The sequence below is a fragment of the Caulobacter sp. genome (assembly GCF_039596335.1).
Classification (GTDB): Bacteria; Pseudomonadota; Alphaproteobacteria; order Caulobacterales; family Caulobacteraceae; genus Caulobacter.
The window spans coordinates 301,140-324,884 of record NZ_JBCNJZ010000007.1 but is presented as its reverse complement, the minus strand read 5'-3'; the positions used below and the strand labels follow the sequence as shown (position 1 = coordinate 324,884).

Below are 23,745 nucleotides of genomic sequence, written 5' to 3'. Positions count from 1 at the left end.
GTGAACATCTAAAGGTTGAAGTGGCCGACGGGGCGTGGCCCCGCCTTCGGCGATGAGGTGGCGGGCGTCGGTTGCGACCCTGGCCAGAAGACGGGAGTTTGGGGGCAAATCATGGATAGCGACGATCGCCGCCTTTGCGTCGAATGCATTGGCGAGGACTATGTCTGTAGGCTGATCATTGCCGGCGGGGCGTTGAAGGTCTGCGACTACTGTGGACGCCTGGCCGAGACCGAAACCCTCGAAGCACTCGCCGACCAACTGGAGGGCGTGTTCAAGGCCCATATGCGCCGCACCCCCACCGATCCGGTCGGCTACGAGGTGGCGCTGGCGGCTGAAGACGGGTTCGAGCGGCGCGGCGATCCCACCGCCCAGGCGATCGCCAACCTGCTGGGTATCGACGAGGCCCCGGCCAACGACCTGCAGGCTCTGCTTTCAGAGCGCCACTGGGACATCGAGCGGGCCAAGATGGGGGAGGAGTCGGAGTTCGACGCCCAAGCCCACTATGAAGAGAGCCGGATCAACGATCTCGAATTCCAGCTCGGCTGGAGAGCATTCGAAGCTGGGCTTCAGACCCGAGGGCGTTTTTTCAATCGCGCCGCCGAAGCGGTCCTGGCCGAGCTGTTTGACGGTGTCGAAGGCCATGCGACCCACGACGGGCGCCGGGTGGTGTGCGACATCGGACCCGGCAGCGACATCGAGAGTCTGCATCGGGCGCGGGTGTTCCAGGCCAGCGCCCCGCTGGAGGCGGCCCTGACCGCGCCCGAGAGCCTGATCGGCTCGCCGGCCAGCGCCTTTGCCAGCGCCGGACGCATGAACGCCCGGGGCATCTCGGTTTTCTATGGGGCCACGGATCCGAAACTGGCCCTGGCCGAGGTGCGGCCGCCGGTGGGCAGCCGGGTCATCGTCGGACGTTTCGACATCCTGCGCCCGCTGCGGGTGCTTGATGTCGAGGCTCTGGAAAACCTCTATGTCGACGGCAGTCTCTTTGACCCGGCCTTCGGCAGGCGACTGGAACTGGCGAAGTTTCTCGAGCGGCTGGCCAACCGCATCCGCATGCCCGTGATGCCCAATGACGAGGCCACCGACTATCTGGCGACCCAGGCGATGGCCGAGTATCTGGCCGACCGCCTCGACCCCGGCCTGGATGGCGTCGTCTATGGCTCGGCCCAGGGCGTGGCCGGCGCGTTCAATGTGGTGCTCTTCCATCATGCGGCCATGGTCGAACCCGGCCCGCCCCACGTCGGCGCGGTCGATGTCTGGCACCCGCAGGCCGAGGACGCTGTCTTTCCCGCCCACTACACCGTCTGGTCCGAGCCTGAACCGCCCGTCGCCCCGGAGGCTGCTCAGCCGGCGACGTTCATGCCGCTCCTTGCCTTCTTCGAGGAGCCGGTGATCGACCGCGAGCCGACCTTGCGGCTGGATCGCGACAGCCTGACGGTGCGGCTCGTCAAGGCGGTCAAGGTTTGCACGGAAGACTTCGAGGTTGAGCGCCGGGTTTCGCCGGGACGTGACGCTCCGTTCTAGTGTTGGGTCCGGACGGGTGCGGTCCGGGTCCGGCGTCCGTCGCCGGTCACATGGCGGTCGGTAACGATCAGGTCAGGGTTGTGCGCCATATCGACGCCTCACGGACGTTGAGGGGCGCGATGACGGAGCAGAACACCACGGACGGCGTCGGCGGGACGTCGGCGCACTGGCTGGACGCCTGGCGGGCCTTTTGGCGCAGGGCCGAATGGTTGTCGGTGTTCATGGGGCTGGCCTTCCTCGGCTCGACCCTGGTCAACACCCTGGTCTTCGACGTCTGGGGACACACCTTCCTGATGATCGCCACGCCGACGGACGTCCTGATGTCGGGCCTGCATCTGGCGATCGCGCCGGCCTTCATGGCGGTCGGCTACGCCAGCGCCTACACCGGCATGGCGTCTCATCCGAGCAGGAGGCGCGCTTCCTTACTGTACATCATCATGATGGCCTTGGGCCTCATCACCCTACGTTTGCTGTTCGAGCATGGACCTGCTGTCGCAGGACTATGGGGGCTCTCTGGTCTGGTGGGGTGGTTTGGCGGCGGCTGGGTCGTACTGGATGACTGGCGCGCGCGACGTACGGTTTTGGAACCCGCGACGGGGTTCCACGGGCGCCTGCGGGACGCGTTTGAAAAGATCGACCGCGGCGTGACCTACGGGATGTTCTTCGCGGCCTATCTGATCGTGGCCGGCATGATGCTCTGGTTCGCTCAGAAGGATGGCTATCTCTTCCATCCGTTGCGCTTAAGCCTGAAGGACACGCCGACCGACTGCGCGGGGCGCGTGTTGTGGGCCGGCGAACGCGCCATGCTGATCGACTGCAGCAACTACCCCGCTCGCGACGTGCAAGTCTTCTATGACCCTGAGGGGCTGCGTCTGGTCCGGGACGATCGCCCTCGACCCAGCACGCCCCCACCGCCGCTTGTCGTCGTCATCGAGGCCTCGTTGCGCGCCCGGCCCTTCACGCGCAAAATCCTCGATGCGGTTGTCGATGACCTGAAGGCGTCGCCGGCCGAGGCGCCAGAGCATGGACCGGCGCCCGCCCGTGGTAGGGCGAGCGGCGCCTAGCGCAGCCGGCGGGGCGGGGCGCCGGGCGCCCAGAAGCCGCGTCCGGCGCGCCGGGCGTCCTCTTGCGCCGTGGCATAGGCCCCCTTGCTGTAGCGGCGCCATTCCGTCGTCAGGCCTGACCGGATCATCGCCGCGTTGATGTCGGGCGTGGCGTCCGACCAGCAGCGCGCGACATGACGACCATACCGGTCCTGCTCGACGACCCGGCAACCGACCCGGCGGCGCGTCAGGCGATGGAGATGGTCGCGGGCCTCATAGGCCAGCGGCTCGGCGGCCTTCTGGCCCCGGCGGACTTCCGGCGCGTCCACTCCAAACAGTCGGATCCGATCCTGGCCGCAGCGCAGGGTGTCGCCGTCGTGGACGGTCGGCGCGGTGCAGGCGATCACGGCGCCGGCGAGGAAGGCGAGGGCGGTCATGGCGTGGCTATAGACTGCGTCGCCGTTTTCGCCACGGCGGCGACCTGTCGTTTCGACCGCGCTTCTCGCGCGCCGCGCCCGCCCCGCCGGGATAGCAGGGCGAGCCGGCCGCCCCATCCCCTTGGGGCCGGTGCTACGCCACCAGTCTAGGGTCTGGACCCCAACGATCTCGACCAGGGCGGCGTCAAGCGCCGCGCCGAACGGGGTGTCCCACTTGACCGAAAAAAGGCGTCGATCCTGGCCGGGCTTCTTCCGGTCCTGCCAAGCGCGACCTTGCCGGCCGAAACGCGATAGTCGGGCGCCTTGTCGTTGGCCTTGTCAGCGACGGGGCGGAGCCGAACCGTCGTGGAGTTGATGGCCAGGGTGGCGCCGGCTTCGGTGAGCGACCCATCAGCGGGCCCGTGGCGGCGCCTTAGGTCGCCATCGGGATTTCTCCGACAGATCTTTGCCGGGCGCGTCGAGCGCGTCCTCTTCTGGCCGGATCTGACCGGGGCCGGCCCGCCACCGCAACCTCGTGGCCTAACTTTCTTCCCCTGGGGCGCACTGCGTGCTTCGGCCCCATTCCTCGCGAGGCAAGAAAGTTCGCCTCTTCAGTCCTTCGCCAAAGGCTTCGGGAGCGCACCCCCATGCTCGAGGCCTGAGGGCAGGGCGCGCTCTGCGGAGCGGTCTGCGGCGCCGGTCGAACGATCGCCATCGAGGCCGCGATCGGCGCGGCCCGGACAAGATCGGAGAGACCCCCATGGCTACCATCGGCACCTTCAACCAGATCGCCAAGGCCTATGGCGAGAACAATTCCATCCTGGACAACTGCCATGTCCGGGTCGCGTTCTCGACCAATGATGAGCGGACCGCGCGCAGGATCAGCGACAGTCTGGGCACAGCCACCGAGATGAGGGCGATGAAGAATTACGCCGGCCATCGGCTTTCGCCGTGGCTGGGACACCTGATGGTCAGCCGCCAGGAAACCGCCCGACCGCTGCTGACCCCTGGCGAGGTGATGCAACTGCCCGCCGACGAGGCCCTGGTGCAGGTGTCGGGGGTCTCGCCGATCCGTGCGATCAAGGTGCGTTACTTCAAGGACCGGGCGTTGGCCGCCCGGGTGGCCCCGCCGCCCGTCAGCCTGGAACCGCTCGTGGGCGGCGAGCCGTCGGACTGGGTCGCGTCGATCGCGGGCGCAGCGCCGCCGGCTCCGGTGAATGGGGAGCCGGCGGATGAGGGCGGCCATCGCCTGGAGCCCGAGCTGGAGGCGCCGGTCCCGACGCCGCCTGAGCCGGTTGTGCCGGAGCCATGGCTCGATCTCGAACTCGATGGTGACGAAGCGGCCCAGGCCGACCAGGCGCGACGGTTCCGTTCTGTCGCGCGCCAAGCGGCCCTCGATCCTGATGACGGCATTCCGTTGTGAGCGCGGCCGTGAAAGTCCAGGCCAAGGTTTTCCTGTCGCGCGATCTGGTCCTGGCCCTGGACGCGGCGGCGGGCCGGATGAAGCGATCTAAGTCGGAGATCATCCAAGCGGCGCTGGCGTCCTACCTGTCGCCCGATGGGGATGAGGCCAGCGAGGCGGCGCTGACTCGGCGCCTGGATCGGATGAGCCGGGGCATCGAGCGCCTGGAGCGCGATCTGACCATATCCAACGAAGCGATCGCCTTGTTCGTGAAGGCATGGTTGACGGCAACGCCCAGCTTGGGCGCAGGCGACCAGAAGGCGCAGAACGCCAAGGGGCAGGAGCGCTACGCGGGCTTTCTCGATGCCCTGTCCCGGCGTCTGGCGTCGGGCAGGCTGTTACGGACGGAGTTCCAGGAGGAGCGGGAGGAGGGGGGCTGATCGAGGCGGCGAGTTTCTTGCGCCTCGGCCTAGGTTTATAAGGGAAGCTGTCGACTTCGGGGGGGCAGGATGAAAGATGAACGTATCGAGCGCCTGCAGCGCATGATCGCGGCCGCCAAGCCCTTCGAACAGCACATCAAGTTCGTCCAGCAGTTCAAGTCGCCCTTGAGGCTGGAGGTTGTGGAGCAGGCTCGCAAGCTGCAGGAGCGGATGGCGCTGACCCCGCGCCTGACGACCCTCGTGAACCTGAATAACGACCTCTTCCGGTTTCAGCGGGAATGGCGGGTCTTTTCAGAGACCATCAGTCCTAAATGGCTCGAACTGGGCTTACGTCACTCCCAGCTGGTGCGTGGGATCACGCCGGCGTTGGAGAGCTTCCGAAAAGCCACCGAACTTTTTCAACCGCTTTTCGAGCCGCTTTATCTCAACGACGAAGGCGCGCGTCGTAGCGAGGCTGCGGGGTGGCTTCCGCATCGCACGACGCCTTTCGATCAATTGGCGCTGCCTGACCTGTCCGACACGGAGGTGGCCGCAATTCTACATGCGCACTACGTCGAGGGGTGGGATGCGGTGCGAGCGGCCTTTATGTTGGCGCTCGACAGCTATGCGATCGACGACATCGCCAAGGCCGCCGTCGTCGAAGCTTTGGACAACCACCAGGACGGGCGGCATCGTTCGGTGGTGGCGTTGATGTTCAACGAAATCGAGCGTGTGGTCCGTGTCGAGCTTTACGGAGGCGGGCCGGCCATGATCGGAAGCCTGCCCAGGCTGCACGACCTGGCGGGGGATATCTTCCTATCGTCGATTGAACCCAGCGGCGGCGCAGGATTGCGACTGTTCGAGCGCTTGGTTGGCCACCTCTACAGCCAAGTCAAAACGGTCGAGGACGTTGCGGGCTTCGCGGCTGATCCGGTGCCCAATCGTCATGCCGCAGCCCACGGACTGGTCGTCTACGATACAGTGCAAAACAGCCTAAACACGCTGATCATGGCCGACTATGTCTTTCAGGTGATCACCCTCGCCAAGATGCAGGCCAGCGAAGATCAAGCCGCGTAGGCGAGCGAGGCGGGCATGACGGACGACCCCACGCCCAAGGCGTTGCAGGAAACCTTCAACGACCGCGCGGCCAAATTCCTGCGCGCGACCTTGGGCAACATGCCTGTCGGCGGGGCCTTCGTCACCGAGGTGGTCGGGGTGATTATCCCCAACTTGCGCGAGGAGCGGATTGTTCGGTTTCTAGGCCGTTTGGCGGCGAAGCTTCAGGCGACCGAAGCAACCTTGGAGGCGCTGCGCGCGGACATGGATGCGCAGAAGGCCTGTCTTATCGAGGATGGGGCGATGGGCGCGGCGCGGGCGACCGCCGACGAGCGCATCGAACAGCTCGCCGATCTGGTCGCTCAAGGACTGATGGGAACGACGCGGGAGGCCGAAGATCAGAGAGCGGTCGTTCGCCTGCTCAACGACCTGACGGAGGCCGATGTCCGCTACTTGATGCTCTGGACCAAGACCTATGGCGACGACAAGGCCTGGCTTGAGGCCAACGGCTACAATTGCCATTGGGAGCAGCGCGAGGGAGCCTGGATCAACACCGGCCACAGCATGGATGGGCTGGTCGAGATGCACATCCAAGGACGGCTGATCGCCAACGGCCTGTTCGAACGAAAGCTCAGTCTCAAGAGGAGCGAGCTAAACGGTCACGAGATCGACGAGGATCCAGAGGTGTCGTTCTACGGTCTGGACCTGCTACGTCGGTTGGGATTGCTGCAGGCTGGACAGAGCTAAGGCCAGCGGCATCCTATCCTGATGCGGCAGCGCCAGGAGCACGCCCGCCACCGGCGAAGAACGGACTCCACACCCCGCCGGCTTGCGCGCCCATGCACGACTTTCCCAACCCGATCTGTGGATCTAGGGTAGCGCTGAAAGCTTGACGGCAGCTCATGCGGGCAAACAAGCTAGAGCATGGCCTTGATCCGTCTTCTCGAAATCGAACGCTTCCGGGGTATCGCCGCGGGGGCTCTGGTCCCAACCGTTGGGGTCAACGCCCTGATCGGCCCTGGCGACTCGGGGAAGTCGACCCTGCTCGACGCCATTGAACTGGTCCTGCAGCCGAGACGGTCGGCCACGTTCGGCGACGCCGACTTCCATAATCTTGATGTTAGCCAGCCGATCGTCATCACCGTGACCTTGGGCGGTCTGCCGCCCGCCCTCCTGGATCTCGATGCGTACGGGCTTTTCTTGCGTGGCTGGGATGCGGGGCTCGGCGGCGTTATGGCGGAACCCGGTCCAGGCCTGGAGCCGGTGCTGTCCATGCGGCTGACCGTCAACAGCGACTTGGAGCCGCGATGGTCGCTCTACTCGGAGCGCGCCGACGCCGACGGCGTCACCAAAGATCTCCCGTGGAACGATCGGGTGGCCCTGGCCACCAGCCGGCTGGGCGCGGTGGCCAATCACCACTTCTCCTGGAGCCCACGCTCGATCCTGAACAGGCTGTCCGAGCAGCGGGCCAACGCCAGCCAGGCCCTGGCCGAAGCCGCGCGCCAGGCGCGGTCCGCGTTCGGCGACAGCGCCAGCGCCCAGGTCGCCGACACGCTCAAGATCGTCGACGAGACGGCCAAGGCCGCGGGGGTGCCGGGCGGGGAGGGGGCGCTGGCGCTCCTAGACGCTCATGGCGTCAGCTTCTCTGGCGGGGCCATCGCCCTGCATGACGCCCAGGGCGTACCGCTGCGCAGCCTTGGCGTCGGCAGTGCGCGCCTGTTGGTCGCCAGTTTGCAGGCGGTGGCCGGTGAGGCAGCCGCCATCTCCCTGATCGACGAGGTTGAACACGGTCTGGAGCCCTACCGGATCAGCCGCCTACTCCAGCGGTTGGGGAGCAAGAGCCCGCCTGCCGACCGGCAAGTGTTCCTGACCACCCATTCGGCCGTGGTCCTTCGGGAACTGGCCTCCAGCCAGCTATGGCGCGTGCTGCGTGGGGCGGATGGAACGGTCAGCGCCGAGGGGATCGGCGGCGACGAGGAGAGCCAGAAGACAGTCCGCGCCAATGCCGAAGGGTTTCTGGCGCCGAACGTCTTGGTGTGCGAAGGGGCGACCGAAATTGGCCTGGCCCGAGGCCTGGACCTTTATTGGACCGAACAGGGCGAGGATGCGCTGGCCTATCTAGGGGTGGCGGTTTGCGATGGCGCTGGCAGCAGCATGTTTTCCCGAGCGGCCGCCTTCGGCCGCATGGGGTATCGCACGGCGCTCTGGCGCGACTCCGATGTCGGTCCAACGCCCGAACAGGCCGCCGCCCTAGAAGCGGCCAATGTGGTCGAGTTCGCCTGGGACGGCGCGAACTCAACAGAGATGCAGCTCTTCGCATCCTTGCCGGACGCGGCGGTGCTGGCCCTGGTGGCGATGGCGCGTGAGCTTCACGGCGACGATTCCGTTCTTCAGCGCTGTACCAACGAGGGGTTGGACTTCGATCCCGTGATCCTGGAGGTGCTCGGCCTGGACGACATCGACAGGGGCAAGCTGGGGCGGGCGGCCGGCAAGGGCAAATGGTTCAAGGCGATCGAGCCGGCCGAGCAGGTCGGACGTATGATCCTGGGTCCATACTTGGCGCAGAGCACCGCGCCGCTGCCCGCAATCCTGGGAGCGCTGCGCGCTTGGATGATTGGGGGGAGCGACGTCACCCCGGGCGGTGACGAGGAAGATCTCGTTGTCCTTTGACCTGACGTCCGTTCGCCGGGGTTTGGTGGTCGCGCCAGCCGGGTGCGGCAAGACCCAAACTATCATCGAAGCCCTGAAAGCGGGTCTGGACGGGACCACCTTGGTCCTGACCCACACCAACGCTGGCGTTTCGGCCTTGCGCGAGCGGCTTAAGAAGGCCGGCGTGCCGGCCAGCGCCTATCGTTTGGCGACCATCGACGGCTGGTCGATGCGCCTGGTCGGTAACTTCCCGCAACTCTCCGGCATGGTCATCGCCGGCCTTGCGCGGATGGATTACCCGGCCCTACGCAAGGCGGCGTTGCAGGCGGTCACCTCTACGGCGCTGGATCGGCCGCTACTGGCGACCTATCAGCGGCTGATCGTCGATGAGTACCAGGACTGCTGCCACGATCAGCATGCCCTGATCGTCGCTTTGGCTCAGCATCTGCCGACCTGCGTGCTGGGGGACCCCCTCCAGCGCATCTTCGATTTCAGCGGGCCGTTGCCCGACTGGGACACGCGCGTGGCCATCGATTTCCCGGTCGTGCGGACCTTCGATGAGCCGTGGCGCTGGAACAATGCGGGCGAGGGCGCTTTCGGGCGCTGGATCCTTGAGGCGCGAAAAGGGCTTCTCGGCGGGACAGGCCTAGATTTGCGCGGCGCGCCGCCTAACGTCATCTGGCGCCAGAAGCCGGCCGACGCCACGGCCTTGGCCGTAGCCCAACGGGACGTCGTCCTTCGCCTGCGCAGCGCCGATGGCGAAGGGCTCCTGGTGATCGGCGACTCTCGACGCCCCACGTCGCGCTCGGATTTCGCCCGCCAGACCGCGGGGATGCATGTGGTCGAGCCGGTGGAGCTCGGCGACCTGATCACCGCCGCCTCGGCCATTGAAAGATGTCGTGGGCAGGATCGTCTTGAGGCCGCACTAGCCGCAGCCAAGCAGGTCATGACCGGCATCGATATGACCGCGCTGCGCACCCGCCTTAATAGCTTGCACAACGGCACCGCCCGTATTCCCGCCAGCAAGGCCGAGGCTGCGTGTCTCGCCATGCGCGCCGATGATGGACCCGCTGCGGTCGCGCGGGTGATCGAGGCCTTCGCGGCCGAGCCGGGCGCTCGGGTCTTCCGCCGCCAGATCCTGACCGCCATGCTCGATACGCTTCATCGCTCGGCTCACAAGGGCGTCTCGCTGAGCGAGGCGGCGATCCATGTCCGCGAACGCCACCGGGCGACGGCCAGGTCGCTGCCGAAGCGAGCGGTGGGAAGCACCCTATTGCTGAAGGGACTGGAAGCCGAACACGCCGTCATCCTGGACGCCGACCAGATGAACGCGCGCCATCTCTATGTCGCGATCAGCCGGGCGTCCAAATCCCTGACCCTGTTCTCGTCGAGCAATGTGTTGCGCGCAACTTAGCGCGACCAGCGCGGCGCTTCGGTCAGCGTCGCAGCCGTTCGGGGGCACCGCGTGAACGCCGCGAGCGCCGGACCCCGTCGGGGGAATCGTCAAGAGTGGTATGTCTAGAGCCATGGACACGCAGAGCGTCGATCTTGAAACCATGGCCGCGATCCTGGAGGACAGCGGCGATTATCGCGTGCTGCGCCGTCTGGCGCCGCGCGTCGCGATCCCCGTTCCCGAGGGCGTTCCGATCCGAACGGGTCTCTTCGTTGATGTCGAGACGACGGGCCTGGATTGGCGCGCCGACGAGATCATCGAGTTGGCCATGATCCCTTTCCATTACGGGATGGATGGGCGGATCTATGAAATCGGCGAGGCTTTCCAAGGCCTACGCCAGCCTGCTGGTCCAATCTCGGCGGAGATCACGGCGCTGACCGGCATCGACGACGCCATGGTCGCTGGCAAGGCGATCGATGTGGACGCCGTAGCGACCGTGGCGTCTTCGGCGGATTTGATCGTCGCCCACAATGCCGCCTTCGATCGACGCTTCCTGGAGCGGTTTTGCGAGGTTTTTCGCACCAAGCCCTGGGCTTGCTCGATGAGCCAGGTCGATTGGGCCGCAGAGGGGCACGAGGGCGTCAAGCTCGCCTGGCTCGCGGCCGGGGCAGGGTTCTTTTACGACCGCCATCGCGCCGTGAACGACTGTGCCGCGGCCATTGAGCTTCTGGCCGCCGACCTCCCGCGGAGCGGGGGGCCGGCCATGGCCGCCTTATTGGAACGGGCGCGGACGCCGACCTGGAGGATTTGGGCGGAGAACTCGCCCTTCGCCATGAAGGACCGATTGAAAGCTCGCGGCTACCGCTGGAACGGCGACGACGTGGTCCCTTCGCGATGCTGGTACATCGACGTCACGGATGCCGACAAGGACGCCGAATTGACCTACTTGCGTCAGGAAATCTACGCCGGCGAGATCGACCTGCGTACGCGATGCATCGACGCTTACGATCGATTCTCTGAGCGGTGCTAGGGCCACACTGAGAGATCCCTCGGCTGGCCTAGCGTCGCGACGACCGACGTTTGCCTGTCTTTCCACGCCACTCTACGACGCGCCGATTTGGCGGTTGAGACCGGCCATTTCCAGGTCCCTTTAGTCATCCCCGTAAGCAACGGGGATCCGTCGTGGACCTTTCCGAAACCGAAACCGGACTCGCGCGCAGCCGCCAGATGTTGCGCACCGCCCTGGGCGCCACGCTCCTGGGGCTACTGGAAGACCCCGGGGTCGCCGAGGTCATGCTCAATCCCGATGGCCGGGTCTGGATCGACCGCTTCGACGCTGGACTAGTCGACGCGGAACTGACCATCCCGGCCAAGGACGCCGAGCGGATCCTGCGCCTAGTCGCCCACCACGTCGCGGGCGAGATCCATACGGCACGGCCACGCCTGTCGGCCAAGCTCCCCGGCGCCGGCGAGCGCTTCGAAGGTTGGATCCCGCCCGTGGTGACCGCGCCCACCTTCGCCATCCGCAAACCGGCCGGCTTGGTCTTCGGTTTCGAAGATTATGTTCGTGACGGGGTGATGGACGACCGGGAGGCGCAGGTTCTGGCCAGCGCCGTGCGCGAGCAGGCCAATATCCTCGTGGTCGGTCCCACCTCCAGCGGCAAGACCACCCTGGTCAACACCCTGCTAGCCGAGATGGCGCGCACGGGTGACCGGGTGATCATCGCCGAGGATCTGCCGGAGTTAAGGTGCGCGGCCGACAACCAGGTGGCGCTGAGCACCTGCGATGGCGTGGCCAGCCTGACGGATCTGGTTCGCTCGGCCCTGCGGCTGCGGCCCGACCGCATCATCATCGGCGAGGTCCGCGGGCCCGAGGCCCTGGACCTGATCAAGGCCTGGGGCACGGGCCATCCGGGCGGGGTCGGGACCCTACACGCGGGATCGGCCTTGGGCGCGGTGTTGCGCCTGGAGCAGCTGATCCAGGAAGCGGTGGCGATCGTGCCGCGGGGCTTGATCGCCGAAACCATCGACCTCATCGCGGTCCTCCAGGGTAGGGGGCGGCAACGCCGTCTGGCGGACCTCGCGCGTCTGGAGGGTCTGGGACCCGACGGCGCCTACCAGCTCAGTCCCGCCTGAGACCCTAGCCCCCAATCTCGGAGATTTTCAGATGTCCACGCGAGAACCCTCGCGCCTGCGCGCACGCCTGTTGTCCGGCTCGATGCTGGACGGCCTGGGCCATCTCACCCGCGCTGCGCCCCTGCTGGTGGCGTCCCTGCTGGCCAGTCAGCCGGCCCAGGCCGCGGGCTCGGGCATGCCCTGGGAAGAGCCGCTTCAGCAGATCCTGGAGTCGGTTGAAGGTCCCGTCGCCAAGATCATCGCGGTGATCATCATCATCGTCACGGGCCTGTCCCTGGCCTTCGGCGAGACCTCCGGCGGGGCGCGCAAGATGATCCAGATCGTCTTTGGTCTGTCGATCGCCTTCGCCGCCAGCTCCTTCTTTCTGTCGTTCCTCTCGTTCGGCGGCGGGGCGGTGGTCTGATGGCCGGCGATCAAGCGATGGGGCTGTCCGCGCCCGTCCATCGGGCGCTGGTCGAGCCGATGCTGCTGGCGGGCGCGCCGCGCGCGATCGCCCTGGTCAATGGCACCTTAGCCGCGGCCCTGGGGCTGGGCTTGCGGCTGTGGGTCGTGGGCCTGCTGGTCTGGTTGGTCGGCCATGGCCTGGCCGTCTGGGCCGCCCGGCACGACCCGCAGATCTTCGACGTGGGTCGCCGGCATGTCCGGCTTCCGGCCTATCTGGAGGTCTGAGCCATGCTCGATCTTCGGGAATACCGCCGGTCGTCGTCGCGACTGGCCGACTATCTGCCGTGGGCGGCCCTGGTCGCGCCCGGCGTGGTGTTGAACAAGGACGGCGGATTTCAGCGGACCGCCGAGTTCCGTGGTCCCGATCTGGACTCGGCGACGCAAGGCCAGATCGGCGCGGTCGCCGCGCGGCTGAACGGCGCCTTGCGCCGGCTCGGCTCGGGCTGGGCGCTGTTTGTGGAAGCCCGCCGCGACCCCGCCGCGGCCTATCCGATCAGCCGCTTTCCAGACCCCCTGTCGGCCCTGATCGACGAGGAGCGCAAGGCCGCCTTCGTCGAGGCCGGCGCCCATTTCGAGAGTCGCTACTACCTGACCCTGACCTACCTGCCGCCGGCCGATCGGCGCGGCCGCATCGAGGGATTGTTCATCGAAGGCCGCGTCGGCGGCGGAATCGATTGGCGCGCGGAACTGGCCGCCTTCATCGATCGCGCCGACCGGCTGCCGGCGCTGCTCGACGGGTTGATGCCCAAGGTCGGATGGCTGGATGACGCAGGGACCTTAAGCTTCTTGCATGGCGCGGTCTCAACCGACCGCCAGGGTGTGGCCGTCCCCGAGACGCCCATGCATCTGGACGCGCTCCTGGCCACCCAGCCGTTGGCCGGCGGGCTGGAGCCACGTTTGGGCGATGCCCACCTGCGGATCCTGACCCTGGTAGGCTTTCCGCCCGCGACCCTGCCGGGGCTGTTGGACGACCTCAACCGCCTGGCCTTCGCCTATCGTTGGACGACCCGCGCCCTTTGCCTGGACAAGACCGAGGCCGTCGGCCTCCTGGGCAGGATCCGTCGCCAGTGGTTCGCCAAACGCAAGTCGGTGCTGCTCCTGCTGCGCGAGGCGCTGACCCAGGAGGCCTCGCCTCTCGTCGACAACGACGCAGCCAACAAGGCCGCCGAGGCCGACCTGGCCCTGCAGGATCTCGGCGGCGACGCGGTGGCCTATGCCTACGTGACCGCCAGCCTAGTGGTCTGGGACGTCGATCCGGCCCTAGCCGACGCCAAGTTGGCCCTGGCCGAGAAGGTGATCCAGGGGCGTGACTTCACCGTCATCCGCGAGAGCGTCAACGCGGTCGAGGCCTGGTTGGGCAGTGTGCCCGGCCATGTCTACGCCAATGTCCGCCAGCCGCCGCTGTCGACCCTGAATCTGGCCCACATCGCCCCGATGTCGGCGGTCTGGGCGGGGCCCGAGCGCAACCACCATCTGGCGGGCCCGCCGCTGCTGATCGCCCGCACGGCCGGCTCAACGCCGTTTCGAGTGAGTCTGCATGTCGATGACGTCGGTCACACCCTGATGGTGGGGCCGACAGGGGCGGGCAAGAGCGTGTTGCTGGCGGTCCTGGCCCTGCAGTTTCGACGCTACCCTCGCGCCCAGATCTTCGCCTTCGACTTCGGCGCGTCCAGCCGTGCTGCGGCCCTCGGGATGGGCGGTGAGTTCCATGATCTGGGCATCGACGCGGCCATGGCTTGTGGCCTCCAGCCCTTGGCCTTGATCGACGACCCCGCCGAGCGCGCCTGGGCGGCCGATTGGCTGGCCGCGGTGCTCTCGCGAGAGGGCGTCGAGATGGCACCGGCCGAGCGCGAGCACCTTTGGGCTGCTCTGGGCAGCCTGGCCAGTGCGCCGAGCCCCGAACGGACCCTGACCGGCTTGGTGGCGCTCCTGGCCAGTCAGCCGCTCAAGGCCGCGCTGGCCCCTTTCGTGCTGGGCGGGCCGTGGGGCCGGCTGCTCGATGGCGCTGACGAAAAACTCGGCGAGGCCGACATCCAGGTCTTCGAGACCGAGGGGCTGGCGCGCAGCGCCGCGGCCCCTGCGGTTCTGGCCTACCTCTTTCATCGCATAGGTCGGCGACTGGATGGTCGGCCCACGCTGATCCTGATCGACGAAGGTTGGCTAGCCCTGGACGACCCGGCCTTCGGCGCTCAGTTGCGCACATGGCTGAAGACCCTGCGCAAGAAGAACGCCTCGGTCGTCTTCGCCACCCAGTCTCTGGCCGATATCGACCACAGCGCCATCGCGCCGGCGATCATCGAAAGCTGTCCGACGCGTATCTTCCTGCCCAACCCCAGGGCCTTGGAGCCACAGGGCGCGGCCGCCTATGCGCGCTTTGGGCTCAACGAGCGACAGATCGAAATCCTCGCCCGGGCCACGCCAACCCGCGACTACTACCTGCAATCGCGGGTCGGTGATCGTTTGTTCGACCTGGGCCTAGGACCCGTGGCCCTGGCCGTCTGCGCCGCATCCTCGAAAACAGACCAGGCGGCGATTGGGCAGGTGCTGGCCGACCATGGCGCCAGTGGCTTCGCGGCCACCTGGCTACGCCGCCAGGGACTGGCCTGGGCCGCCGATCTGGTCGCCGCCGATCCATCCCCCATTCCCAGCTTCTCAGCGCAATCCACGGAGATCTCGCCATGAACGCCTCCCGCCGCCTGGTCGCGACGCTGCTCGGCGCGCCCATCCTCGTGGGCCTGGCCCTGACGCCGCCGCCCGCCCAGGCGCAGTTCACCGTCTTCGACCCGAGCAACTATGCCCAGAACGTGCTGACCGCCGCGCGTACCCTGCAGACGGTCAACAACCAGATCAGTTCGCTGCAGAACCAGGCGCAGATGCTGATCGGTCAGGCCAAGAGCCTGGCGGGCCTACCGTACTCGTCTCTTGCCGCGCTACGGGGGCAGGTAGAGCGGACACGCCAACTGCTCGGCCAAGCCCAAGCCCTGGCCTATGACGTCGACCAGATCCAGCAGGCGTTCCGTTCCAACTACCAGGCCGTGGACCTGTCCGCCGGCGAGGCCCAGCTGACAGCGCGGGCCGATGCGCGCTGGACCGCGGCCGTGGCCGGGTTCGAGGACGCCCTGAAGGTCCAGGCTGGCGTGGTCGGGGGCCTTGGCGCCAGTCGCGGCGAGCTGGAGAGCCTGGTGGGCGCCAGCCAGGGCGCGGTCGGCGGATTGCAGGCGGCCCAGGCGGGCAACCAGCTTCTGGCCCTGCAAGCCCAGCAACTCTCGGACCTGATCGCGCTGAACGCCGCCCAAGGCCGCGCCCAGGCCCTGGAGGCGGCCGACCGCGCCGCCGCCCGCGCCGACGCCAAGGCCCGTTTCGTCAAGTTCATGGGGAGCGCCGACCAGCCATGACCCGGGCCCTCGTCTGGGGGACCGTTCTTCTCATTCTGGTCGGGGGCGCGCTCGTGGCGGCGAGCCGGTCCCAGGCCCCGTCGCCGATCCGGCCGCCGGCCACGATGTCGGACCCGCAGCTGGCCCGCTGTCGCGCGCTGGGCGAGGCGGCCCAGGACGATCCGGCCTGCCGGGCGGCCTGGATCGCGGCCAGGCAGCGGTTCTTCGGCGGGGGGCGTCCATGAACGACGCCGGCGTCATCGATCGCTTCTTTGACACCTTCAACACCTACATCGACAGCGGCTTTGGGCTGCTGGGCGGTGAGGTCGCGTTCCTCTCGACCACCCTGGTGGCCATCGATGTGACCCTGGCGGCGCTCTTCTGGGCGTGGTCGCAGGGCGAAGACATCCTGGCCCGACTGATCAAGAAGACCCTTTATGTCGGGTTCTTCGCCTTCCTGATCGGCAACTTCCAGACCTTGAGCAGCATCGTGATGCGCAGCTTCGCAGGGCTGGGGCTCAAGGCCAGCGCCGCCGGCGCTTCGGCCGAAGACTTCCTGCGGCCGGGCAAACTGGCCGCGCTTGGGATCGAGGCGTGCAAACCGATTCTGCAAGCGGCCGCCGAGCTGGGCGGGTTTCCCGGGTTCTTCGAGAACATCGTCCAGATCGTCATTCTTCTGGCCGTGGCGCTGCTGGTGATCGTCGCCTTCTTCATTATCGCCGTGCAGGTCTTCGTGGTGCTGATCGAGTTCAAGCTCGTCAGCCTGGCCGGCTTCGTGCTCGTCCCCTTCGGCCTCTTCGGCCGCACCGCCTTTCTGGCCGAGAAGGTGCTCGGCAACGTCATCGCCTCGGGCGTGAAGGTCATGGTGCTGGCCGTCATCGTCGGCATCGGCTCGTCGTTGTTCTCGGAGTTTACCAGCGCCTCCACTGGCCAGCCGACCCTGGAGGAGGTCCTAGCCATGGGCTTGGCGGCCCTGACACTCCTGGGGCTGTCGATCTTCGGGCCTGGCATCGCTTCGGGTCTGGTCTCGGGCGCGCCGCAGCTGGGCGCGGGAGCGGCGGTCGGTACCGGCCTGGTGGTAGGAGGCATGGCCATGGCCGGCGCGGCCGCCGCCCAGATGACCGTCGCTGGAACGACGGCGCTGGGCACAGGCCTGGCTGGCGCGAGGGCGGCGGGGGGCGGTGCGCCGCCGGCTGGTCCGAGCGGTGGAGCCCCGCCATCGCCATCCGGCCCGTCCGATCCCTCAGGGCCATCCTCGCCCAATGGCGGCGGCTCTGGCGGCGGCGCGGCCAGCACCGCGTCACCCTCCAAGCCTACCGGCGGCGCCAGCGGCGATCAGGGCGGAGGGCAGGGGGGCGGCGGTTCGTCTGATGCGCCCGCCTGGGCGCGCGACCTTCACCAAAAGCAGGCCCTGGCCCACGGCGCGGGCATGGCCTTGCACGCCCTCGGCAGCGGCGATGGATCCAGCGGCGGCGCCGCGCCCAGCCTCAAGGAGGACTGACCATGAACCCCTTCAAGGGATCGGCGCGCTACGGCGCGACCCCGCAGCCGGAAACACCGTACCAACGCGCCGGCCAGGCCTGGGACGATCGGATGGGCGCAGCGCGTGTCCAGGCCGCCAACTGGCGGATGGCGACCCTCGGGCTGCTGGCGGCCAATCTTGCCCTTGGTGGTGGCCTGACCTGGCTAGCCACGCGCGGGTCGGTGACCCCCTGGGTGGTCGAGGTTTCGCGCGACGGTGGGCCGCGGATCACCGCCCCGGCCGTGCAGGGCGCCCGACCCACCGATCCTATGATCGCCTGGACCCTAGCGCGGTTCATCGCCGATGTGCGGACCATCTCCACCGACCCGGTGGTCATGCGCCAGGGATGGCTACGCGCCTACGACTTCGTCGACACCGCGGGCGCGACCGTGCTGTCCGACCATGCCCGTCGTCAGGATCCCTTCGCCCAGGTCGGCCGTGCTCAGGTGACGGTTACGGTGACCAGTGTGGTGCGCGCTACGCCGTCCAGCTTCCAGGTCGGCTGGGTCGAGAAGCGCTACGCCGACGGCCAACTGGCCGCGACCGAGCGTTGGACGGCTATCCTGACCCTGGTGATCAAGCCGCCGCGCACCGCCGAGGCGCTGCGTGCCAATCCGCTGGGCATCTTCGTCTCGGCGATCGCCTGGTCGAAGGAGTACGGCGCATGACCCGGCGGCGTGATTTCCTGGTGGCCGTGGTGGTCGCTGCCTGGCCGCTGGGCGTACTGGCCGCGACGCCGGCCCAGCTGCAGGTTCCGGCCGGGGGCAAGCGCTTCATCTATAATGAAGAGACGGTCTATCCGATCATCGCCACGCCCGGCCGCATCACCGACATTGTCCTGGAGCCTGGAGAAGCCCTGGTGGGCGAGGGCGCTATCGCCGCCGGCGACACCGCCCGCTGGGTGATCGGCGACACCGTCAGCGGCCTAGGCGCCGCGCGGCGGGTGCATGTTCTGGTCAAGCCGACGGCGGCAAACCTGTCCACTAATCTCCTGATCAACACCGACCGGCGCACCTACCACCTTGAGCTTCGAGCCTCGGCGCGGACCTGGCTTTCGCAAGTGGCCTGGGTCTATCCGCCGCCGCCGGTCGTGCTCGTGGCCGCGCCGCTGGCTCTGGCAAACAGGCCGCCGACAGGGCCGTCGGAGCGCCGCATCAACATCGGCTACAAGATCGAAGGCGCCCATCCGCCCTGGCGTCCGGTCCGACTCTTTGACGACGGCCGCCAAGTCTACGTCGCATTCGGCCCTGGGATCGACGTCTCGGACCTGCCGCCGCTCTATCGCCTGGGCCCGGACGGCAAGACCGCCGAACTGATCAACTACCGCATCGAGGACCAGCGTCTGGTCACGGACCGTCTGTTCGACCGCGCGGAGCTGCGCCTAGGCGGCAAGCGGCGCGCGATCGCCGTGCGCCTGACCCGCAAGGCTCAGCCTCAGTACGTCATCCAGGAGTCGACCCCATGAGCGAGGAACGCGACGCGCACGAAAGCCAGATCGCAAAGACGCTTCGACTGCGGACCGCTTCGGCCCCAGTAGCGCGGGTGTCGCGGCGGGCCTTGATGGTGGTCTCGGTCATTCTGGCGCTAGGGCTCGCTGGAGCGCTGGGTTGGTCGCTGATGGAAAGGCGCAAGCCCGCAGAGCGCGAACCGACCTTCACCCCACCCCAGCCGCCCGAGCAGGTCAGCGCCTTGCCTGGCGGCTATGTCGGCCCCGCCCACGTGCCGGCGCTGGGGCCGCCCTTGCCCGGCGACCTGGGGCGGCCGATCCTGGCCGCCAGCCGGGCGAAGGCCGGCGGAACGCCTGCGACGCTGCCGGAGCCGATGGGCGCCTCGCCTGGGTCGGCCGCGACACCGCTGGCGGATCCGCGCCGGGCGGCCGAGCGCGACGCGCGCCAGGCGGCGATCGCCAGCGGTCTCTTTCTGCCGGCTTCGTCGCGCCGGACATCCGCGACGACGTCCGGGCTGGACGCTACGTCGCCGCCAGCTGCGAGCGCGGCAGTCGATGCTCGAACGACCAGCACCGAACGGCTTCAGGCTCCGGCCTCGCCCTACATCCTGCAGGCTGGCGCGATCATTCCGGCGGCCTTGGTCACCGGCCTGCGGTCGGACGTCTCGGGCCTGGCCATCGCCCAGGTCACCCAGGATGTGTTCGACAGTCTCGGGGGCGGCGTGCTGCTGATCCCGGCCGGGGCCCGCCTGATCGGCGACTACGAGGCCGGCGCGCGCGGAGGGCAGTCCCGGTTGGCGGTGACCTGGACGCGGCTGATTCTGCCATCGGGGCGCTCAATCGTGCTGGACAAGCTACCGGGCGCCGATGAGCAGGGCATGGCTGGCCTGCAGGATGGCGTCGATCGTCACGGCCGCCGGGTGCTCGCTGCCGCCGGCCTCAGCACGCTCCTGGCCATTGGAACCGAGATCGGATCGTCCCGCCAGGATGACGATCTGCTGCGGGCCCTGCGGCGGGCCGGGCGCGACACGGCCAACAGCGTCGGCCAGCAAACGGTCGGTCGATCTCTCGATCTGGCGCCGACCCTGACCATCCGCCCCGGCGCGCCCCTGCGGGTGCTGCTGACCCGCGACCTGGTTCTTGAACCCTATGTCGAAAGGAAGGTCCCATGAGCAAACTGAAGCTTGGTCCACTGGAGGACGAGACACCGATCAAGATCACCCTGGACCTGCCAGCCGCCATCCATCGCGATCTGCTGGCCTATGCGCAGGCTCACGCGGCCGAGACTGGCGGCAAGGCGCCCGAACCGGCCAGGCTGGTGGCGCCGATGCTGGCGCGGTTCATGGCCACCGACCGGGCGTTTGTGCGGGGGCGCAAGCCCTGACGTTAGCGACCGGTCCTGGCGGCGCATGGGTCCTCGGTCTGGGCATCGCTTTTTCCGTCGAAATCGAGCGCCACATGGCTATTGTCAGGCCCCAAGAACAGACTCGGGGGCGGGATGTTGGCCAAGGATCTAGGGAACGTGGGCGAGAACGTGACTCGACGCACCGTGGGCGTCGCCTGATGACCTCGCTCCGGCCCAATCTGGTCAAGCGCATCGACCGTCTGCCCAAGCCGACCAACGTCGCCGCGGCAATGCAGCCGCTTTTTGAGGCGATCAGCAACTCGATCCATTCGGTCCAGGCCAAGTTTGCCGATCAGGTGACGATGCAGGGGCGCATCGTCGTCACCGTTAATACCGAACGAAAGAAAGAGAACGTCTGGGCCACCGTCGAAGACAACGGTGTGGGTCTTGATGAGCGTAACTGGGAAGCCTTCACGACCACCGACAGCGACAACAAGATCCTTATTGGTGGGAAAGGTGTCGGTCGCCTTTTGTGGCTCGACTGTTTCCAGCGCACCAACGTCACAAGCGTCTTTGATGAACCGAACGGCGCCCGCAAACGGCGGCGCTTCGAATTCGTGCTGGCCAATCAGGACCAGATTCAGAACCACGTGATCGAGGACGCGTCGGACGCGCGCGAGACCTCATTCCACGTCAAGTTCACGGGTCTTCGCGACAACGCCTACTTCACCAAGTTCCCCGGGCGCGACAGCTTCGTGTTCCAGCACCTGACGTCGCACTTTCTGCCGACCTTCATCGGCGGGCGCTGTCCGCAGGTCACGGTGCATGTCGGCGATGAAACGCGGCAGTATCCGGCCGATATCGATAAGATCGTCCATCGCAAACAAACTGCGGTGAAGCTGGAGACCGAGGCCTACGGCACGCTCTTCCTCACCTTGATGGAATGCGACAAGGTCGCCAGCACCGACCTGAAGGGATCGCACTTCGTCCACTTCATTGCCCACGACCGCACGGTCCACTCCCAAAGCATCGATGGCAAGCTTGGGCTCAAATATTTCGGCGAGGCCCATGATCGGGTGTTTCACGCTATCCTGACGGGCGAATTCCTAGACCGGAATGTCAATCAGGAACGCACGGCGTTCATGTTCGAAGACGCTATCCTTGAGAAGATCATCAACGACGTGTGCACCCAGCACATCGAGGCTTTTCTCGCTGAGCCTTTGTCCAAGCTGAGCGGCGAGCAGCGGATAAAAATCGAGGAGATTACTGAGACCTATCCCTCGGTGGCCTTCGGCGACACCGCCGAATTGCAGGCAAAGCTTCCGTCGGGCGAGTTAAATGGCGATGCAATCTACGGGCATCTGTCACGAGAGCGTTTCCGTCGTGACCAGCGTCAGGCGGAAAAGATCCGAAACGTTCTGACACGGCTGAAGGATGGCGCCGCGGACGTGTCGTCCTTCTCGGCGGCTATTGCTGAGGCAGGAAAAGCTCTGGAGGACTCTGAGCAGCGAAGTCTCGCCGAGTACGTGGTTCGCCGTAAAGTCGTCTTGGATTTTATCGAGATCCTGCTCGAGAAAGTTCGCGACGATACGCGCGACAGCGCCTACCAGCGCGAGGACGTCTTGCACTCGTTCATCTGTCCGCTGCGGGTCAACACCCTTGAGGATGGCAGCCGCAAGGTCGAGGCCGCGGCGTCCCACGACCTGTGGATCGTCGATGAGCGGCTGACCTTCGCGCAGTACTTCAGCTCCGACGAGGAGTTCTCGGTCCTCTCGGATGCGATAGACAGTGATGAGCGGCCGGACGTTTTGATCTTTGATCACGTCCATGGCTTGCGTCAGGTCGAGGAGCCGTCAAAGGTTCTACTGGTCGAGTTCAAGCGACCGGGGCGCTCAAGCTATGCCGATAGCGAGAACCCAGCGCTACAGGTTGAACGTTACGTGCGCCGGCTTCAGACTGGTGATATGCGCGACGTCAAGGGAAGGCCTATCAAGCTCGACGAGCGCACCGTCTTCTACTGCTTCGTCGTCGCCGACATCGTCGGTAAGCTAGATGAGTGGACGTTCTCCTGGCAGCGGACGGCGGATGGTCGCGGGCGCATCTATCAACCCCGTGACGGCTTCCGGGGCTCCATCGAGTTGATTGGTTGGGACGCGCTACTGACCGACGCGCGCGGTCGTAACCAGGCGTTCTTCGATCGTGCCGGGATTTCGGGAAAGAGCTTCTTCACGCCCAAATAGGCACGCTCTTTCTACGGGCCATCATGGGAGCAGGGTTGATTTGCCGACCCGCTGCAGTTCCCGCTTAAACCACTTCTTGTACGACGCGCTATTGTCGTTGAGGGCGTCATTCAGGTCGATCTCGGTGATGTTGAAGTCGTCGGGCACGGTGAACTTCAGTCCGGCGTAAAGTACTTGCTGGACGACGTAGTCGTACCCCACGCTGTGGTCTTCGTGATGTTCGATCGCGATGAGGTTGAATTCCTTGGCGATCAGGGGGTCGATAATCTTATAGATGAACTCCAGCGACAGAGCTCGAAAGTCCTCCTGTTCTGGCGCGCAGAAGTTGGATGGCGTTTCTGGCTCTCCGTAGCCGTTCAAAACACTGCATATCTGGCACGCGCAGGCCCGTCGTAGCCCATAGGACTTGCGGCAGCTTCTCGAAATCGTGCGTGCGGCCACGGGTCAGCAGCGTCGGCATGTCGAGTTGTTTGGCTTGGTTGTCGTCTAGGCTGGCGACGTCCTTGAAAATTAGTAGTGGGTGACGTTTGGCGATGATCGCCTTGAGGAAAAGCTCGCCGGCGTGGGCCGTGTTCAGCACCGAGATGAAGTCCCAATGTTCGTTGCCGGGATCGGCGAAAGCCGCATGCTGGTTCGCCTGAGCCAACGCTCCTGTTGCCAACCCCAAGATCCGCGCGGGGATTTGCGTCAATTCCGGATTCACAAGAGCATCCCTTCTTTCGCCGATCGGTGCCGGTTTGGGCGCGACGCCCGTAGGAGAGCGCGTGTTTGATCCTAGCTTCACCAAAGAGCAGTTAGCCGACACGATCGCCAGCATGGACGATCTTGATTTTCGTCGTCTGATGTACTGTCAGCACATCGCCGCGACCCATCTGGCCGTTGGCCAGTTCGAGGAGATGCTGATCTCCGCGATGATGATGTGCAATCGCGTCCGCTTGGAAAAAGCCTTGGGGCCGGACATGAAGCGCTGGGAGCAGTTGGTCGCTAAGCGCGACTTGCTGCAGGGCTCGACCATCGGCTCACTCATCAAGATCCTGGAGCGGCATGGCATTGCCGCAACCGACATCGCCTATCTGAAATGGGTCAAGGACAAGCGCGACTACTTTGTCCACCGCCTGTTTCACTATGGCGCTTGGCCTGGCGATCTGGACCACTATGGATGTGAGGCGATGACGCGGCGGCTGATCGCTATCCAAAGGTGGCTGGAACGCGCTCAGGGCAGAATCTGGCGTATTCTGGAGTCCGCTGGCTTCCTGCTTCTGCAGCCCTTCGCGGAAGGCGGCTATCTCGCGATCAATCCTGACCTGCTCGAAGTGCTTCAGTCAGACGACTAGG

The 23,745-nt window shown here is 66.4% G+C and carries 25 protein-coding genes; 22 read left to right on the top strand and 3 right to left on the bottom strand.

Features of this window, described 5'->3' with window-relative positions; genetic code table 11:
• The first annotated feature begins 111 nt into the window (after window positions 1-111).
• Together ABDW31_RS16905 and ABDW31_RS16900 are read left to right on the top strand one after the other, a co-directional pair.
• Entirely contained in the window at window positions 112-1,524 is a 1,413-nt protein-coding gene (locus ABDW31_RS16905) for an RES family NAD+ phosphorylase (protein WP_343699137.1), read from the top strand.
• A 119-nt stretch (window positions 1,525-1,643) separates the two neighbouring features.
• The gene (locus tag ABDW31_RS16900) at window positions 1,644-2,588 is read left to right on the top strand and encodes a hypothetical protein (protein WP_343699136.1); all 945 of its coding nucleotides are present in this window, start codon (window positions 1,644-1,646) and stop codon (window positions 2,586-2,588) included.
• On the opposite strand, the gene ABDW31_RS16895 is transcribed toward ABDW31_RS16900, so the two are convergent.
• Entirely contained in the window at window positions 2,585-3,004 is a 420-nt protein-coding gene (locus tag ABDW31_RS16895; RefSeq protein WP_343699135.1) for a thermonuclease family protein, read from the bottom strand. The genes ABDW31_RS16900 and ABDW31_RS16895 overlap by 4 nt on opposite strands.
• Window positions 3,005-3,551: 547 nt before the next feature.
• Here ABDW31_RS16895 and ABDW31_RS16890 point away from each other — a divergent pair.
• The 19 genes from ABDW31_RS16890 (at window position 3,552) to ABDW31_RS16800 (ending at window position 22,410) form a co-directional block, all read left to right on the top strand.
• Window positions 3,552-4,406, top strand: a complete 855-nt coding sequence (locus ABDW31_RS16890; protein ID WP_343699134.1) for a type IV secretory system conjugative DNA transfer family protein — start codon at window positions 3,552-3,554, stop codon at window positions 4,404-4,406.
• An 8-nt stretch (window positions 4,407-4,414) separates the two neighbouring features.
• Window positions 4,415-4,825 (top strand): ribbon-helix-helix protein, CopG family, encoded by a 411-nt coding sequence (locus tag ABDW31_RS16885; protein WP_343699133.1) that lies wholly within the window; start codon window positions 4,415-4,417, stop codon window positions 4,823-4,825.
• Window positions 4,826-4,894: 69 nt separating this feature from the next.
• Entirely contained in the window at window positions 4,895-5,881 is a 987-nt protein-coding gene (locus ABDW31_RS16880; protein WP_343699132.1) for a hypothetical protein, read from the top strand.
• Between the two features lie 15 nt (window positions 5,882-5,896).
• Complete coding sequence (locus tag ABDW31_RS16875) at window positions 5,897-6,607, top strand: hypothetical protein (protein WP_343699131.1); 711 nt, start codon at window positions 5,897-5,899, stop codon at window positions 6,605-6,607.
• 183 nt (window positions 6,608-6,790) lie between these two features.
• Entirely contained in the window at window positions 6,791-8,530 is a 1,740-nt protein-coding gene (locus tag ABDW31_RS16870) for an ATP-binding protein (RefSeq protein ID WP_343699130.1), read from the top strand.
• Window positions 8,520-9,923 carry a UvrD-helicase domain-containing protein gene (locus ABDW31_RS16865; RefSeq protein ID WP_343699129.1) on the top strand — a complete coding sequence of 468 codons (1,404 nt, stop codon included), beginning with the start codon at window positions 8,520-8,522 and terminating at the stop codon, window positions 9,921-9,923. The genes ABDW31_RS16870 and ABDW31_RS16865 overlap by 11 nt, the downstream gene beginning before the upstream one ends.
• 112 nt (window positions 9,924-10,035) lie before the next feature.
• Window positions 10,036-10,932: a 3'-5' exonuclease gene (locus ABDW31_RS16860; protein WP_343699128.1), complete on the top strand. Its 897-nt coding sequence runs from the start codon at window positions 10,036-10,038 to the stop codon at window positions 10,930-10,932.
• A 197-nt stretch (window positions 10,933-11,129) separates the two neighbouring features.
• Window positions 11,130-12,038, top strand: coding sequence for a P-type conjugative transfer ATPase TrbB (gene trbB / locus ABDW31_RS16855; RefSeq protein ID WP_343699232.1), 909 nt, complete (start codon window positions 11,130-11,132; stop codon window positions 12,036-12,038).
• A gap of 82 nt (window positions 12,039-12,120) precedes the next feature.
• Complete coding sequence (locus ABDW31_RS16850) at window positions 12,121-12,441, top strand: TrbC/VirB2 family protein (RefSeq protein WP_343699231.1); 321 nt, start codon at window positions 12,121-12,123, stop codon at window positions 12,439-12,441.
• Window positions 12,441-12,707, top strand: a complete 267-nt coding sequence (locus ABDW31_RS16845; protein ID WP_343699127.1) for a VirB3 family type IV secretion system protein — start codon at window positions 12,441-12,443, stop codon at window positions 12,705-12,707. Before ABDW31_RS16850 ends, ABDW31_RS16845 begins: the two co-directional genes overlap by 1 nt.
• Before the next feature lie 3 nt (window positions 12,708-12,710).
• Window positions 12,711-15,164 (top strand): conjugal transfer protein TrbE, encoded by a 2,454-nt coding sequence (gene trbE, locus ABDW31_RS16840; protein WP_343699126.1) that lies wholly within the window; start codon window positions 12,711-12,713, stop codon window positions 15,162-15,164.
• A complete protein-coding gene (gene trbJ, locus ABDW31_RS16835) occupies window positions 15,161-15,877 on the top strand; it encodes a P-type conjugative transfer protein TrbJ (RefSeq protein ID WP_343699125.1) in 717 nt (238 codons plus the stop codon). Before trbE ends, trbJ begins: the two co-directional genes overlap by 4 nt.
• Window positions 15,874-16,101, top strand: coding sequence for a putative entry exclusion protein TrbK-alt (trbK-alt, locus tag ABDW31_RS16830; RefSeq protein WP_343699124.1), 228 nt, complete (start codon window positions 15,874-15,876; stop codon window positions 16,099-16,101). Before trbJ ends, trbK-alt begins: the two co-directional genes overlap by 4 nt.
• A complete protein-coding gene (gene trbL, locus ABDW31_RS16825; RefSeq protein ID WP_343699123.1) occupies window positions 16,098-17,357 on the top strand; it encodes a P-type conjugative transfer protein TrbL in 1,260 nt (419 codons plus the stop codon). The genes trbK-alt and trbL overlap by 4 nt, the downstream gene beginning before the upstream one ends.
• Window positions 17,358-17,359: 2 nt before the next feature.
• Complete coding sequence (gene trbF / locus ABDW31_RS16820; protein WP_343699122.1) at window positions 17,360-18,046, top strand: conjugal transfer protein TrbF; 687 nt, start codon at window positions 17,360-17,362, stop codon at window positions 18,044-18,046.
• On the top strand, window positions 18,043-18,843 hold the full coding sequence (trbG, locus tag ABDW31_RS16815) for a P-type conjugative transfer protein TrbG (RefSeq protein ID WP_343699121.1): 801 nt from the start codon (window positions 18,043-18,045) through the stop codon (window positions 18,841-18,843). The genes trbF and trbG overlap by 4 nt, the downstream gene beginning before the upstream one ends.
• Window positions 18,840-19,997, top strand: a complete 1,158-nt coding sequence (locus tag ABDW31_RS16810; protein WP_343699120.1) for a TrbI/VirB10 family protein — start codon at window positions 18,840-18,842, stop codon at window positions 19,995-19,997. The genes trbG and ABDW31_RS16810 overlap by 4 nt, the downstream gene beginning before the upstream one ends.
• Window positions 19,994-20,209 carry a DUF2274 domain-containing protein gene (locus ABDW31_RS16805; RefSeq protein ID WP_343699119.1) on the top strand — a complete coding sequence of 72 codons (216 nt, stop codon included), beginning with the start codon at window positions 19,994-19,996 and terminating at the stop codon, window positions 20,207-20,209. The genes ABDW31_RS16810 and ABDW31_RS16805 overlap by 4 nt, the downstream gene beginning before the upstream one ends.
• Before the next feature lie 179 nt (window positions 20,210-20,388).
• Window positions 20,389-22,410, top strand: coding sequence for an ATP-binding protein (locus ABDW31_RS16800; protein ID WP_343699118.1), 2,022 nt, complete (start codon window positions 20,389-20,391; stop codon window positions 22,408-22,410).
• 21 nt (window positions 22,411-22,431) lie between these two features.
• Here the strand turns inward: ABDW31_RS16800 and ABDW31_RS16795 are convergent, their stop codons facing one another.
• Complete coding sequence (locus ABDW31_RS16795) at window positions 22,432-22,611, bottom strand: hypothetical protein (protein WP_343699117.1); 180 nt, start codon at window positions 22,609-22,611, stop codon at window positions 22,432-22,434.
• Window positions 22,612-22,678: 67 nt separating this feature from the next.
• Window positions 22,679-23,227 (bottom strand): hypothetical protein, encoded by a 549-nt coding sequence (locus ABDW31_RS16790; RefSeq protein ID WP_343699116.1) that lies wholly within the window; start codon window positions 23,225-23,227, stop codon window positions 22,679-22,681.
• On the opposite strand from ABDW31_RS16790, the gene ABDW31_RS16785 reads away from it, so the two are divergent.
• Window positions 23,226-23,744: a hypothetical protein gene (locus tag ABDW31_RS16785; protein ID WP_343699115.1), complete on the top strand. Its 519-nt coding sequence runs from the start codon at window positions 23,226-23,228 to the stop codon at window positions 23,742-23,744. The genes ABDW31_RS16790 and ABDW31_RS16785 overlap by 2 nt on opposite strands.
• Window position 23,745 lies beyond the last annotated feature (1 nt).

Coding starts and splice junctions, on each gene's coding strand:
- ABDW31_RS16805 (WP_343699119.1), top strand. CDS start 19,994: ATGAGCAAACTGAAGCTTGGTCCACTGGAGGACGAGACACCGATCAAG.
- trbE (WP_343699126.1), top strand. CDS start 12,711: ATGCTCGATCTTCGGGAATACCGCCGGTCGTCGTCGCGACTGGCCGAC.
- ABDW31_RS16860 (WP_343699128.1), top strand. CDS start 10,036: ATGGACACGCAGAGCGTCGATCTTGAAACCATGGCCGCGATCCTGGAG.
- ABDW31_RS16875 (WP_343699131.1), top strand. CDS start 5,897: ATGACGGACGACCCCACGCCCAAGGCGTTGCAGGAAACCTTCAACGAC.
- ABDW31_RS16905 (WP_343699137.1), top strand. CDS start 112: ATGGATAGCGACGATCGCCGCCTTTGCGTCGAATGCATTGGCGAGGAC.
- trbK-alt (WP_343699124.1), top strand. CDS start 15,874: ATGACCCGGGCCCTCGTCTGGGGGACCGTTCTTCTCATTCTGGTCGGG.
- ABDW31_RS16810 (WP_343699120.1), top strand. CDS start 18,840: ATGAGCGAGGAACGCGACGCGCACGAAAGCCAGATCGCAAAGACGCTT.
- ABDW31_RS16900 (WP_343699136.1), top strand. CDS start 1,644: ATGACGGAGCAGAACACCACGGACGGCGTCGGCGGGACGTCGGCGCAC.
- ABDW31_RS16895 (WP_343699135.1), bottom strand. CDS start 3,004: ATGACCGCCCTCGCCTTCCTCGCCGGCGCCGTGATCGCCTGCACCGCG.
- trbF (WP_343699122.1), top strand. CDS start 17,360: ATGAACCCCTTCAAGGGATCGGCGCGCTACGGCGCGACCCCGCAGCCG.
- trbG (WP_343699121.1), top strand. CDS start 18,043: ATGACCCGGCGGCGTGATTTCCTGGTGGCCGTGGTGGTCGCTGCCTGG.
- ABDW31_RS16800 (WP_343699118.1), top strand. CDS start 20,389: ATGACCTCGCTCCGGCCCAATCTGGTCAAGCGCATCGACCGTCTGCCC.
- trbJ (WP_343699125.1), top strand. CDS start 15,161: ATGAACGCCTCCCGCCGCCTGGTCGCGACGCTGCTCGGCGCGCCCATC.
- trbL (WP_343699123.1), top strand. CDS start 16,098: ATGAACGACGCCGGCGTCATCGATCGCTTCTTTGACACCTTCAACACC.
- trbB (WP_343699232.1), top strand. CDS start 11,130: ATGTTGCGCACCGCCCTGGGCGCCACGCTCCTGGGGCTACTGGAAGAC.
- ABDW31_RS16880 (WP_343699132.1), top strand. CDS start 4,895: ATGAAAGATGAACGTATCGAGCGCCTGCAGCGCATGATCGCGGCCGCC.
- ABDW31_RS16785 (WP_343699115.1), top strand. CDS start 23,226: ATGGACGATCTTGATTTTCGTCGTCTGATGTACTGTCAGCACATCGCC.
- ABDW31_RS16850 (WP_343699231.1), top strand. CDS start 12,121: ATGCTGGACGGCCTGGGCCATCTCACCCGCGCTGCGCCCCTGCTGGTG.
- ABDW31_RS16845 (WP_343699127.1), top strand. CDS start 12,441: ATGGCCGGCGATCAAGCGATGGGGCTGTCCGCGCCCGTCCATCGGGCG.
- ABDW31_RS16790 (WP_343699116.1), bottom strand. CDS start 23,227: ATGCTGGCGATCGTGTCGGCTAACTGCTCTTTGGTGAAGCTAGGATCA.